Here is a 14,019-nt window from a genome sequence, read left to right as displayed (position 1 = left end):
GATGTTCTGGAGCGGATCGGGCGCCTTCATTCGGCGCCATGTCGAAACCGGCAATGCCCAGTATTTCAGCTGGACGATCTCATTCACGTCCCGCCGCGACGCGTCGGGCAGCCGCCGGCTGGACGTCTTGCACCTGTCGTGCTCGCGGCAGCCGCTCGGCCCGTCGGAGGAGCGGCAGGCGGGAGAGGTCGAGATCCGGCTCGCGGCCCGGGACGGTGCCGGCAAGGACGGCACGGATCATTTCCTCCGCCTCCACGCCTCGGCCCGGGGCATCGACCTCTGGATCGCGGCTGCAGGCCCGGTGGCCCGGTCCCGACGCCGGATTCCTCTGCCCGCGCGGCCGGCGATCGAAGACGGCCTCACGGCGGTCCTGATCGACGGCGGCACGATCGTCCTCGACGGCGCCGCCGACAACTATCGAGAGTGAGGGTCGCCGGGCGCCGAGTGCGCCGGCCCCAGGCAAGACACCGAGCCGCGGAGCGAGGGATCGCTCCGCGGCTCCGCTGTTTGACCGGCCGGAGCCCAGCTCCGGCCCCATACCAAAGTCTCTGTCCGGCGACCGGAATGCAGGGCTCCGCCAGCCCCCCGCGCGATGGGGCCAGGCGGCGCCGCGGTTCACCGGACGCAACCGTCGGGGCCGACCGGGCGGCCTGCTCGATCACGGCGGCGACCTCCTGCGGACGAGCCCCCTTATCGGACGGTCCGGAACCGCTCCGGGCGGAACGGGGCGAGCATCGGGTGCCGCTCGCCGGTGGCGATCTCGAAGGCCAGAAGCTCGCCGGCGATCAGCCCGAGCGTGGCGCCGCTGTGGCTGAAGGCGACGAAATAGCCCGGGATCGCCTGCAGCTCGCCGAACACCGGGTCGCCGTCGCCGGGGATCGGCTTGCGGCCCACGCCATAGTGATCGAGCTCCAGCGTCGGGTTGCCTTCCAGGACCTTCGAGGCCTCCGCCAGCAGGCCGTCGATGGTCTCCGGCTTCACCCCATAGCTGCCGTCGGGGCGGATCTCCACCTCCTGCTCCGACCATGCGGAATCGAGCGCGAAGGCGCCGCCGGGCGCGGGGCGGATCGCCACGCGCGGCGTGTTCAGCACGGCCTTCAGCGGCGCGCCGACCGGCCTGGTGGTGACCAGCAGCGAGACCGGGGTGCCGTCGTCGATCCTCTGCCCGGCCTCGGCCGCCATCTGCGGCACCGACGGGCCGGTGGCGAGCAGCACGGCATCCGCCCGAAGCTCCCCTCCCCGCGCCGTCGCCACGCCGACGGCGCGTCCGCTTTCGACGAGCACGCGCGCCGCCCCGGCGTCGGTGACGAGGCGGCCGCCGCGCTCCTGGAACTCCTCCGCCAGCAGGCGGATCAGGCTCGGCAGGTCGACCCAGCCCTCGCCGGGATTGAAGATCGCACCCTGCGGCGTGATCGCGGAGACGTCGACGCCGGGCGTCACCGCCGGCACCTGCGCGGCCTGGAGATGCCAGGCGTCATAGGCCAGCGACACCTCGTGGCGATACGCCGCCTCGATCCGATTGCCGTCGTCATCGGCATCCCAGGTCAGCCCGCCGTCGAATCTCAGCCAGTCCGCGCCCGGGTGCTGGTGCGCCAGGGTCCGGTAGCGGTCGATACCGGCCATGCGCAGCCGGTGATAGGCGTCGGAGCGCCAGCGCGACGAGTTGAGCCAGGACAGCGAGCGGCCGGAGGCGCCGTTCGCGACCGGGCCGTCATTCACCAGCACGGTCGCCACGCCGCGCCGGACGAGCTGGACGGCCGTGGAGACGCCGAAGATGCCGGCGCCGATGACGACGACGTTCGAGACTCTGTTCTTCATCACGGGTCTTTCGCCTGGATTAGAGGACTTCCGCCAGGAAGCGCTTGAGCCGCTCGCTCTGCGGCCGGTCGAAGATCGCCTCGGGCGACCCGGCCTCGACCACCCGGCCTTCATCCATGAAGACGACCTGGTCGGCGACCCGCCGGGCAAAGCCCATCTCATGGGTGACGACCACCATGGTCATGCCGCGCCGGCCGAGATCGGCCATCAAAGTGAGAACGCCCTTCACCAGCTCCGGGTCGAGCGCGCTGGTGACCTCGTCGAACAGGATGACCTCGGGCTCCATCGCCAGCGCCCGGGCGATCGCGACCCGCTGCTGCTGGCCGCCCGACAGCCGCGACGGGCGGTGATGCTGGCGGCCGGCCAGCCCGACCTCGGCCAGCCGCGCCTTGGCGATGCGGTCGGCCGCGCCCTTCTTCAGGCGCTTGATCCGGGTCAGCGACAGCGCGACGTTCTCCAGCGCGGTGTGGTCCGGGAACAGGTTGAACTGCTGGAACACCATGCCGATCCGGCGGCGCAGCCGGTCCGGCTTCATGCCGAGGATGCTGTCGCCGTCGAGCAGGATGTCCCCGCCCTTGACCTCCACCAGCCGGTTCAGGCAGCGCAGCAGCGTCGACTTGCCGGAGCCGGACGGGCCGATGACGCAGGTGACCGATCCGGCCCGCACGGTGAGGTCGACATCCTTCAGCACCTCATGCTCGCCATAGGCCATGCTGAGGCCGCGCACGCTCAGGCTGCCGCCGCTGAAGCAGGTGTCCGCATCGCCGCCGCTCACGGCGCCCTTGAGTTCGCCGACCTCGACCAAACCACTGGCCCCGACACCGGACAGGCTGCGGCCGACCCGCAGCCGGGTGTCGATCAGGTTGACCAGATGAGTCAGGGGCACGGTGACCAGCAGGTAGAACACGCCGGCGAGCAGCAGCGGCGACAGGTTGCCGGTGACCACAGCCTGGTCCTGGCCGATGCGGAAGATCTCGCGCTCGGACGCCAGCAGGCCCAGGAAATAGACCAGGCTGGAATCCTTCACATTGCCGATGAACTGGTTCACCAAAGCGGGCAGCACCCGCCGGATGCCCTGCGGCACGATGATCAGCCGCATCGCCTGGCCGTAGCTCATGCTCAGGGCCCGGCAGGCGTCCATCTGGCCGCGGTCGACGCTCTGGATGCCGGAGCGGAAGATCTCGCCGATATAGGCGCCGGCGATCAGCCCGAGGGCGAGGATGCCGAGCGGATAGGGCGACGGCCCGAACAGCTCTCGCCCCGCCCGGGCCAGGCCCTGCCCGATCAGCAGGATGGTGACGATGGCCGGAAGGCCGCGGAAGACGTCGGTGTAGATCCGCGCCGGGATGCGCAGCCAGGGCGAGCGCGAGATGCCCATGATGGCGAGCGTCATGCCGATGGCGATGCCGAGCACGGTCGAGGCGAAGGCCAGGATCAGCGTGTTCTTCAGCCCGACCGCGATCATCATCGGCAGCACTTCGCCCATCGCGTCCCAGTCGAGGAAGCTGCGGCGCAGGGTTTCGAGCCAGTCCACTATTCTTTTCCCGGGTCGACGGCGGCGGAGCCTGCCCGGCCGCGGCGGCCGAGCAGGATTCGGCCTAGTTCTTGGGCAGGTACTGGTCCGGCATCGGCGAGCCCGGGAACCACTTCTGGTACAGCGTCTTCCAGGTGCCGTCCTGCATCGCCGCGTGCAGCCCCTGGTTCAGCGCGGTGCGCAGCGCGTCGTTGCCCTTGCGGATGACGAAGCCGGCCGGGGCGTCGAAGCTGGGGATGTTGATCGCGACCTTGAGCGCGGGATAGCGGCCGGCATAGTCCTTGGCTGCCTCGTAATCGAGGAAATGCGCGTCGATCGTGCCGTTGTTGAGCGCGGCGACGGCGGAGTTGTTGTCGGGGAACTTCACCAGATCGGTCGCGGTGAAATTCTTGGCCGCGTAGATCTCCTGCAGCGTGCCCTGCACCACGCCGAGCCGCTTGCCGGCAAGCTGGCCGCCATCGGTGATCTTCGGATCGGCCGTGAGGACCGACAGATAGCCGGCCAGGTAGCCGTCGGAGAAGTCGACGGTCTTCTTGCGCGCGTCGGTGGTGCCGATCGCCGCCACCGCCACGTCGAAGCGGCCATTCGCGACCGACGGCATCAGGGCGGAGAATTCCTGGCCGGTGAAGACGACCTGGTCCTTCTTGAAGCCGATCCGCTCGGCCACGTTGAGGAACAGCTCGATGTCGAAGCCGGTGAACTGCCCGTCCGCCGTCGTGAAGGTGTAGGGCTTGGCGTCGCCCATGGTGCCGACGCTGATCACCTTCGGGTCGATCAGGCCATAGGCATTGGATTCGGCCAGGGCCGGGCCGGCGAGCGAGCCACCCAAGGCCAGCGCGAGAGCCAACGCCCGGGCCCCCGTCGCCAGCATCGCCGCAAATCTCTCCATGTCTCCCTCCGTTGCGTGGTTCCGTCAGCCTGCCCAGAGATTCCGGCCATGAGACCGGTATCTTTTTGTAAGAGACCGGTCTCTACCTGATTGAGACCGGTCTCTTTCCGGAATTGTTAGAGCCGCGTTGACCGTCCGTCAATCTCTCCTGTAGAGCAGCCCGATGGAACAGCCCCCGCTTGCGAAGCCGTCCGTCACCGTCGCCGACGTCGCCCGGGCGGCGGGTGTCTCGAAGGCCACGGCGGCCCGGGTCCTCGGTGGCTACGGCGTCGTCAGCGACGCGGTGCGCGAGAAGGTGCTGGCGGTGGCGAAGGCCCTCGACTACCGGCCCAACGAGCTGGCGCGCAGCATGACCACGGGCCGGTCGGGCGCCATCGGCGTGGTGGTCGGGGACATCGAGAACCCGTTCTTCAGCGCTGCCGTGCGCGGCATCAGCGACGTGGCGCGCGCCGCCGGCTACACCGTGATCCTGGCCAATTCCGGCGAGGACATCGCGGCCGAGAAGGACGCCATCCGGACGCTGATGGCCAAGCGGGTCGACGGGCTGATCGTCACGCCGTCACGGTCCCGCGAGATCGACCATCTGCGGGATGTCCAGCGGTCCGGCCGGCCGCTGGCCCTGCTCGACCGCGCCATTCCGGAGCTCTCCGTCGACACGGTCACGGTCGACGACCGCGAGGCGGCCGAGGCGGCAACCCGCCTGCTGATCGAGCACGGCCATCGCCGCCTCGCCTACGTCACCGCCTGCGACACGCCCGAGCACACCTATCGCGACCTCGCCGACATCCACACCATGTCCGTCCGGCACCGCGTCGAAGGCTTTCTCGGCGCCTGCGACAAGGCGCGGATCCCGTCGCCGGCCGTACGGCTCGGGGCGACCGGCCGCGAGGAGACGCGCGAGCTCGCGATGGACCTGCTGCGGTCGCCCGCGCCGCCGACCGCGATTCTGGCGTCCGACAGCGTGATCGCGCTCGAGATTTTCAAAGTGGTTCGCGACCTCGGCCTCGCGATCCCCGACGATCTGTCGCTGATCACCTTTCACGATGCCGACTGGACCAGCGTCACCAGCCCGCCGGTCACCGTGATCGACCAGCCGGTGCATCAGCTCGGCACGGCGGTGGCCGAGCTCTTGGTGTCACGGCTGAAGGGCTATGACGGCCCGGCGCGCCATGTGGTGATTCCGACCAGGCTGGTGGCCCGCGCCTCGGTCGCGCTGCGGGGTCCGGCCGGCGCGTCCCTGTAGGGATGGCGTCGGCCGGCGCCGCCTCTACAGGATGAAGTCGCTGTTATCCATCCCGCCATACGCTCGTCCGACGATCATGATCGAGAAGTCGATGGTGTTCTCCTGACCATCGACGTCGCCTTCGATGTACATACTGTCACCCGCCCGCCAGGCATAGAGATGACCGATGGAGGCTCCATTGGAGTGAACTTGCCGCCACTCATCGCGATTGTCGAAAACCCCGTCAAACACGAAGCCCTGGTTCCCGGCCGCATTGATGTTCGCATCGATGCCCGACAGGTCCAGCCAGTCGTGGTCTGTCGAGGCATCGGCCTCGGTGTGATCCATGATGCGGTCGATGGCGCTGCCGCTGCTGTCCGATGTCGCGTAGTAGACGAAGGTATCGCCGCCGCCATTGCCGTAGAGCGTGTCGGCCCCGCCCAGCCCAGCAATGCGGTTGCTGCCGCCGTTGCCGATGAGCGTGTCGTTGCCCTGGCTGCCCTCGATGCCCTCGAAGCCGCTGAGGACGTCGCCCTCGGCGTCGCTCCAGGAGCCGCGGCCGGTGGATAGGTCGACATGGACCGCTCCCCCGGAGGCCGTGTAGCTCAGCCAATCCCAATCGCTGCCGCCGTCGAGGGTGTCGGCGCCCCATCCACCATGGATGAAGTCGTTGCCGGCGTTGCCGCGCAGCACGTTCACGGCACCATCGCCGAGCAACACGTCGCCGCCGCCGCCGCTCTGCACCTCCTCGATGCCGAAGAAGCGGTCGCCCTGGGCGATGCCGCGGACGCCCTGCCCTGTGTTGAGATCGATCGACACGCCGGCACCGTCCTCGGTGTACAGGGCGATGTCCCAGCCGGCCCCGCCGTCCAGGGCGTCGGCCCCGCCGCCGCCGCGGAGGGTGTCGTTGCCGTCGTTGCCGCGCAGCGTCTCGCCCGCACCGGTGCCGGTGATGACGTCGCCGAAGCGGCTGCCCCAGACCTCCTCGATGCCGGCGAGCGTGTCGCCTTGCGCCTCGCTCCAGAAGCCCTTGCCTTGTGAGAGATCGACATTGATCGAATTGAAGGACTCCGTGTAGCTCGCCACGTCCCAGCCGGCACCGCCGCTCAGAGTATCGGCATCGGCGCCGCCCGGCCCCCCGATGAGGATGTCGTTGCCGTTGCCGCCGGCCAGGGTGTCGCCGGCATTGCCGCCCCAGACCGTGTCGTTGCCGTCCTCGCCGTAGAGCTTGTCGGCGCCGTCGCCTCCGACCAGCCGGTCATCGCCGCCGGCCGCCTGGATCGTGTCGATCCCGGCACCGCCGACGAACGCGTTGGCAGCTTCGTTCCCCCGCAGCCAGTCATCTCCGACGCTGCCCAGCACGTCCTCGATCCCGGTCAGGGTATCGCCATAGGCATCGCCGCTGGCCCCCGCTCCGGTGGCCAGGTTGACGTTGACCGCCGCCGAGCTGGCCGAGTAGTCGGCGACATCCCGGCCGTCGCCGCCGTCCAGGGTGTCGGCCCCGGCACCTCCCACGAGCATGTCGTTGCCGCCCATGCCCGCCAGGATGTCGGCTCCGACGCCGCCCAGAAGGATATTGTTGGCCCCGTCCCCGCGCAGGGCGTCGTTGAACCGGCTGCCGAGAACCGTCTCGATCCCGGACAGCCGATCTCCTTCCGCGTCGCCGCCCAGCCCGGCGCCCGCGCTGAGGTCGACATTCACCGCCGCAGCGCTCGCCGCGTAGTTGGCCGCATCGCGGCCGTTGCCGCCATTCAGCGTGTCGGCACCGCCGCCCCCGCTGAGCTCGTCGTCGCCATCGGCTCCATACAGCGTGTCGGCGCCGAGGCCACCCACCAGCGTGTTGCCGCCGGTATTCCCCGCCAGCGCATCGCCGAAGTCGCTGCCCACCAGGATCTCGATGCCCGACAGCCTGTCGCCCTCGGCATCGCCGCCGAGGCCGGTGGCCCGCGCCAGATCCACGTTCACGGCCGCCAGGCTGTCTTCGTAGACCGCGACATCGCGGCCGGCGCCGCCATCGAGCACGTCGGCGCCGCCGCCGCCCCAGACCGTGTCATCGCCCGCGCCGGACTGGATCGTGTCGACCCCGGCGGCGCCGATCAGCGTGTTGGCGCCGTCATTGCCCCTGAGCCAATCATTCCCCATGCTGCCCAGCAGATCCTCGATCGAGGTCAGTGTGTCTCCGGCGGCGTCGCCGCTGGCCCCGATTCCGGTGCCGAGATTGACGTTCACGGCCGCGACACTGTCGGCATAGGACGCCATGTCGCGACCGTCGCCACCGTCCAGCACATCGGCGCCGGTGCCGCCCCAAATCGAGTCGTCGCCCGCACCGGCCTGGATCGTGTCCACGCCGGCAGCGCCCATCAGCCGGTTGGCCCCCGCGGTGCCGCGCAGCAGATCGTCGAACGCGCTACCGGACAGGTGCTCGACGCTGATGAGCCTGTCACCGGCGGCGCCGGCCTGACCGATCCCGGTGTTGAGATCGACGTTCACCGCCGCGGCGGCGTCCGAATAGAGGGCGAGATCCTCTCCCGCGCCGCCATCCAGGGTGTCGGCCCCGGCGCCACCGATCATGATGTCGTCACCGGCACCCGCCACGATCGAGTCGTTGCCGGCCCCGCCATAGAAGGAATTGGCGCCGCCGGTGCCCCGGAGCGTGTCCGCATAGAGGGTGCCATAGGCCGCCTCGACCCCGGCCAGAGTGTCGCCCTGGGCATCGCCGCCGGCGCCCGTGCCGGCCGCGAGATCGATGGTGACCGCCGCAGCGCTGGCGGAATAGCTGACGGCATCCACCCCGGCCCCGCCGTCGAGCTGGTCGGCACCGCCGCCGCCGATCAGCAGATCGTCGCCGGCCGCACCCAAAAGCTTGTCGATCCCGGCCCCGCCGGACAGGATGTTCCCCTGGTCATTGCCGATGAGCGTGTCGGCGCCGGCGCCGCCCAGCACGGCCTCGATGCCGCTGAGGACATCGCCCTGGGCCTCGCCGCCCGCGCCGACGCCCGTCGTCAGATTGACGTCCAGGGCCGTCGCCGCCTCCGTGTAGGCCGCGATGTCGAACCCTGCGCCGCCCTTCAGAACATCTCCGCCGCCGCCCCCTTCGAGCACGTCGTCACCGTCATTGCCCTCGATGGTGTCGACGCCGTCCGCGCCGGACAGGAAGTTGGCGGCGGCACTGCCGCGAAGCCAGTCGCTGCCGGCGCTGCCAAGGACATTCTCGATGTTGGTCAGGGAATCGCCAGTGGCGTCGCCCCCGGCCCCCAAGCCGGTGGCCAGGTTGACGTTCACCGCAACGGCGGAGTCCCGGTACGAGGCTCCGTCTGCACCTTCGCCGCCACTCAGCACATCCGCCCCGGCGCCGCCCCGGAGCACGTCGTCGCCGTCGAAGCCCCGCAGCGTGTCGACGCCGGCGCCGCCGGTGAGGACATTGGCCAGGGCGCTGCCGTTCAGAGTGTCGTTGAAGGCGCTGCCGATCAGATCCTCGATCGAGGACAGGGCATCGCCTTCGGCGTCTCCGCCCGCCTCCGTCCCGGCAGTCAGATCGATCGCCACGCCCGCGGCGCTGTCCGAATAGGAGGCCAGATCCCAGCCCTCGCCGCCCTTCAGCACATCGCCGCCGACGCCGCCGATGAGCACGTCGTCGCCCGCTCCGCCTTCGAGGGTGTCGACGCCCGCCGCCCCGATCAGCGTGTTGGCGCCGTCGTTGCCGCGCAGCCAGTCGCTGAACGCGCTGCCCAGGAGATCCTCGATCCCCGACAAGCTGTCGCCCGCGGCGCCGGCCTGGCCGATCCCGGTCGCCAGGTTGACGTTCACCGCAGTGGTCGCGTCGTCATAGGCGGCGAGGTCGCGGCCGTCGCCGCCCTCCAGGGCATCGGCGCCGGCACCACCGGCCAGGAGGTCGTCGCCCGCGCCGCCGTCGAGGGTGTCGTCGCCATCGCCGCCGACCAGGGTGTTGCCCGCCGAGTTGCCGAGGAGCCGGTCGCCGAAGGTGCTGCCGACGAGGCTCTCGATGCCGGTCAGGCGATCCCCGGCGGCCCCGCCCTCTGCGGTGCCGGCCGCGAGGTCGATGACGACCGCGGCAGCGGCATCGCCGTAGAGGGCGAAGTCCCACCCGTCTCCGCCCGCGAGGACGTCCGCGCCGGCTCCGCCGACGAGGGTATCGTCGCCGGCCATGCCGCCCAGCGTGTCCGCGCCGTCGCCGCCGATCAGGAGGTTGCCGACGGCGCTGCCGTAGAGCACGTCGTTGAAGGCCGAGCCTTCGAGATCCTCGATCGCGGTCAGGACGTCGCCTTCGGCTTCGCCACCGACGAAGGTCGAGCTGTTCAGACTCGCCGTCACGCCGGCCGCCGATGCGCGATACGACACCATATCGATCCCGGCACCGCCGTTCAGCCGGTCCGCGCCGGCGCCGCCGATGAGGAGATCGTCGCCGTCATTGCCCTCGATGGTGTCGACGCCGGCATTGCCCGACAGGGCATTGCCTCCGGCATCGCCGCGGAGCCAGTCGTTGAACTGGCTGCCGACCAGGTCCTCGATGCCGGAGAGCGTGTCGCCGCCCGCGCCTGCGATGCCTTCCCCGGTCGCGAGATTGACGTTCACGGCCGCGGTGGCGTCGTCATACAGCGCCACATCGATGCCGTCGCCGCCGGCCAGGGTGTCCGCCCCGACTCCTCCGGACAGCGCATCGTCGCCGGCTTGCCCTTGCAGCGTGTCGTCGCCCTCGCCGCCGATCAGCACATTCGCCGCGGCATTGCCGCGCAGCGTATCGGCGAAGTCGCTGCCAACCAGCATCTCGATGCCGGACAGGGTATCCCCGGCGGCGCCGGCCTCGCCCTTGCCGGTCGCCAGATCGACGGTGACCGCCGCCGCACCGGCGTAGAGAGCCATGTCGAAGCCGCCCTGACCGCTCAAGGTGTCGGCACCAGTCCCACCGATGAGGACATCGTCGCCGTCGCCGCCGCCGAGCGTGTCATTGCCGGCAGCGCCGATCAGCAGGTTGTCGCCGGCGTTGCCGTAGAGCGTGTCGTTGAACGCCGAGCCTTCCAGGTTCTCGATGCTGGCGAGGGTGTCGCCCGCGGCATCCCCGCCCTGGCCGGTGTTGGTGTTCAGGCTGACCGTCACCCCTGCCGCCGAGTCGAACCAGGTCGCCAAGTCGACGCCGTCATAGCCCGACAGCACATCCGCGCCCGCACCACCATGGAGGACGTCGTCGCCCGCCCGGCCGCCGAGCGTATCGTTGCCGGCACCACCGTGCAGCTCATTGTCCTCGGCATCGCCGGCCAGGCCGTCGTTGAAGTCCGAGCCGATCAGCCCCTCGATGCCGCTCAGCGTGTCGCCGGTGCCATCACCGCCATTGGCCGTGCCGGTTGCGAGGTCGACCCCGACCTGGCCCGTGCTGCCGGCATAGCTCGCCACGTCGAAGCCGAGCCAGCCCGACAGCGCGTCCGCACCCGCACCGCCAAGGAGGACATCGTCGCCCTCCTTGCCGTAGAGCCCGTCGTCGCCGGCACCACCACGAAGGGTGTTGTCGCTGGCGTCTCCGCTCAGCTGGTCGGCGAAGGCCGAGCCTTCCAGGTTCTCGATGCCGGCGAGGGTGTCGCCCACCGCGTCCCCGCCTTGCCCGGTGTTGGTGATCAGGCTGACCGTCACCCCCGCCGCGGAGTCGAACCAGGTCGCCAAGTCGATGCCGTCATAGCCCGACAGCACATCCGCGCCCGCACCGCCGTGGAGGACGTCGTCGCCCGCCCGGCCGCCGAGTGTGTCGTTGCCGGCACCGCCACGAAGCAGGTTGTCCTCGGCATCGCCGGCCAGGCCGTCGTTGAAGTCCGAGCCGATCACGCCCTCGATGCCGGTCAGCGTGTCGCCGGTGCCGTCGCCGCCATTGGCCGCACCGGCAGCGAGGTCCACCGAGACTTGGCCCGTGCTGACGGCATAGCTCGCCACGTCGAAGCCGAGCCAACCCGACAGCGCATCCGCGCCCGCACCGCCAAGGAGGACATCGTCGCCCTCCTTGCCGTAGAGCCCGTCATTGCCGGCACCGCCGAACAGGTCATTGGCAGCGGCGTCTCCGGTCAGCGTGTCGCCGAACGCCGAGCCTTCAAGGTTCTCAATCCCGCTCAGCGTGTCGCCCGCCGCGTCTCCACCTTGGCCGGTGTTGGTGATCAGGCTGACCGTCACCCCCGCCGCCGAGTCGAACCAGGTCGCCAGGTCGATGCCGTCCTGGCCCGACAGCACGTCCGCGCCCGCACCGCCGTGGAGAACGTCATCGCCGGCCCGGCCGATAAGCGTGTCGTTGCCAGCGTCGCCGTGCAGGACATTGTCTTCCGCGTCGCCCAGCAGGCTGTCGTTGAGGATGGAGCCGATCACGCCCTCGATGCCGGTCAGCGTGTCGCCGGTGCCGTCGCCGCCATTGGCCGCTCCTGCGGCGAGGTCCACCGAGACCTGGCCCGCGCTGCCGGCATAGCTCGCCATGTCGATGCCGGTGCCGCCGTCGAGCGCGTCCGCGCCCGCACCGCCCCGCAAGGTATCATTGCCCTCGCCGCCGTCGAGATCATCCGTGCCGGCTCCGCCCCGGAGAATGTCGTCGCCCACGCTGCCGGTCAGACTATCGATCCCCTCGCCGCCGATCAGCCGGTCGTCGCCCCCGCCACCGCTGAGGATGTCGTCGCCGAGACCGCCATAGATCTGCGAGTTGCCGGCGCCGCTGTCCGAGATCGTGTCGTTCAGGGCGCCGCCGATCGCGCCGGCGAGGCCGGTCTGCCCGGCGACGACCGCCGTCGCGAGATCGATGTCGAGCGCCTGCGACGCCGCCACGCCGAGCAGGCGGCCGCCGCCCGTCAGGGCGTAGAGGGTCGTGCCGTCGGCCTGCGGCGTGGCCGTCGCATCGACCGGGTCCACGGCCAGGCCGAGGTCGCCCACCAGCCGGGTCGAGCCGTCGCTCCGCGTCACCACGGTGACGCCGTACAGCTGGTTGCCGTCCGGCAGGTCGAAATGCGGCACGCCGTCGGCCTGCAGCGTCTGCCCGGCGAGGGACCATTTGCCGCGATCGGCCTCGGTCATCGCATCGGCGCCGTGCCAGCTGCCCTGCGGGCTGACATCGATGCTGGTGATCCCGACCTGGGCCAGGGTCTTCAGCTCGCCCACATCGGTGACGCCGTTGCCGTTGGCATCCTGCCACACCCGCAGTTTGCCGAAATCCGCATCCTGGGCGTCGATCTTGCCATCATGGTTGCTGTCGAACACCGCCGCCAGCGCCTCGAGATCCGTGTCCGCCCCCGGCGTCAGCAGCGACAGCGCCAACTCCTTGGCCTGGTCGATCTTGCCATTGCCGTTCAGGTCAGCGACCAGGAACCCGTCCTGCGGCCCGACCCAGGCCACGCGCTCCTTTTTGCCATCGCCATCAAAGTCGAACATGGCTTGGCTGTCGTCCAGCGAGACCAGCGCGATCCTGCCGTCCCCGTTCAGGTCCAGTGCGACCGGATCGTGCCCACCCGACCCGGAGCCTGATCCGCGGTCACCACCGCCATAACCGCCTGAGCCGGCATCCGGTGAATCGTGAGATGGCGAATGGTCGTAGCGAGATCCCGGATCGTGCGCCTTGTCGGAATCCGGCCATGAATAGCGATCGTAGCCGTCGTCATAGGTCAAAGGTCCGCCCTTGACGGGCTGGCTTACATGCTCGCCGAGTGCAATCGTGTTCCCGTATTCATCGAATTCACGAAGCATGCCGCCAGTGGCGCGCGGGAGACTCTTTCCATAATCTTCGTCGGTGGGACTCGCTCCGGGGCGGGGTTGGTCCCGGCCACCGCCATCGCTCTCGCGACCGCCGCCGCCCCAGCCTCCTCCGCTCGCGCCTCCTCCTCCGCTCGAACCGCCTCCACCGCGGACGCCGCCATCAGGCGACGGGTCCGTCGGCGTCGGGCTGGTGCTGGGCGGGCCGGAATGCAGATTGCCGCTCAGATCGGGCGGCGTCGTCCCCGTCGGGGCTGGCGTGGTCGGGGGCGGGTTGGATCCCGAGAACAACTCGGTGAAGCCCAGTTCGAGCCCCGCCCAGGCATCGGACACCACATCCGGCAGATTTTCGTTCAACCATTTGTCGACGCCGAGTTCCGTCATCGTCCAGCCGACGAACTCGCCGACAGCCCAACCCACGAGGGCTCCGGCGATCCCGACGGCGGCCGCGGGGGCGAGGCCGACCGCGGTGACGGCCACGAAAGGCATGAAGCCGGCCCCGATGGCCAGCGTCGCAAGGGAGCCGCCCAGTATGGACCCGCCCACCCCCCCAAGCACTTCGCCGGCATTTCTGGACCAGTTGCCATCATAGGCCGTATCGCCGGCAGCAAAGGCGACATCGGCGAGGAAGCCGACTGCCTTGGTGACGATGGTGCCGCGAAGCAGCGCCGCGGCGGCCTTCTCGTCGATCGTGGTCGTCGACGCCCACTTGGCCAGCTCCTCGACCGTGCCGAAGGCCCCATCCAGTGCGTTGCTGATCTCGAACGAATCGAATTCGTTCTCCGGCTCGCCGGCAGTGACCGTATTGGCCATGAACTTCCCCTCTCGGTT

General features: G+C 69.9%; 6 protein-coding genes. 2 read left to right on the top strand and 4 right to left on the bottom strand.

The features are described 5' to 3' along the window. Nucleotide 1 precedes the first annotated feature (1 nt). Complete coding sequence (locus ACTOWL_RS03735) at nucleotides 2-427, top strand: hypothetical protein (protein ID WP_441319844.1); 426 nt, start codon at nucleotides 2-4, stop codon at nucleotides 425-427. Nucleotides 428-690: 263 nt separating this feature from the next. Here ACTOWL_RS03735 and ACTOWL_RS03730 read toward each other — a convergent pair whose 3' ends face one another. The 3 genes from ACTOWL_RS03730 to ACTOWL_RS03720 form a co-directional block, all read right to left on the bottom strand. Further along, complete coding sequence (locus ACTOWL_RS03730) at nucleotides 691-1,818, bottom strand: NAD(P)/FAD-dependent oxidoreductase (protein WP_441319843.1); 1,128 nt, start codon at nucleotides 1,816-1,818, stop codon at nucleotides 691-693. A 19-nt stretch (nucleotides 1,819-1,837) separates the two neighbouring features. Continuing rightward, on the bottom strand, nucleotides 1,838-3,352 hold the full coding sequence (locus ACTOWL_RS03725; RefSeq protein WP_441319842.1) for an amino acid ABC transporter permease/ATP-binding protein: 1,515 nt from the start codon (nucleotides 3,350-3,352) through the stop codon (nucleotides 1,838-1,840). Nucleotides 3,353-3,416: 64 nt separating this feature from the next. After that, nucleotides 3,417-4,241, bottom strand: coding sequence for an ABC transporter substrate-binding protein (locus ACTOWL_RS03720; protein ID WP_441319841.1), 825 nt, complete (start codon nucleotides 4,239-4,241; stop codon nucleotides 3,417-3,419). Nucleotides 4,242-4,404: 163 nt separating this feature from the next. Between ACTOWL_RS03720 and ACTOWL_RS03715 the strand changes: the two genes are divergently transcribed. Further along, nucleotides 4,405-5,484, top strand: coding sequence for a LacI family DNA-binding transcriptional regulator (locus ACTOWL_RS03715; protein ID WP_441319840.1), 1,080 nt, complete (start codon nucleotides 4,405-4,407; stop codon nucleotides 5,482-5,484). A gap of 24 nt (nucleotides 5,485-5,508) precedes the next feature. Here the strand turns inward: ACTOWL_RS03715 and ACTOWL_RS03710 are convergent, their stop codons facing one another. Continuing rightward, entirely contained in the window at nucleotides 5,509-14,001 is an 8,493-nt protein-coding gene (locus ACTOWL_RS03710; RefSeq protein WP_441319839.1) for a hypothetical protein, read from the bottom strand. Nucleotides 14,002-14,019: the final 18 nt, after the last annotated feature.

The sequence above is a fragment of the Inquilinus sp. CA228 genome (genome assembly GCF_052078665.1).
Lineage (GTDB): Bacteria > Pseudomonadota > Alphaproteobacteria > DSM-16000 > Inquilinaceae > Inquilinus.
Note: the sequence above shows the minus strand (reverse complement) of the source record. Positions and strands in the feature narration are given on the sequence as shown.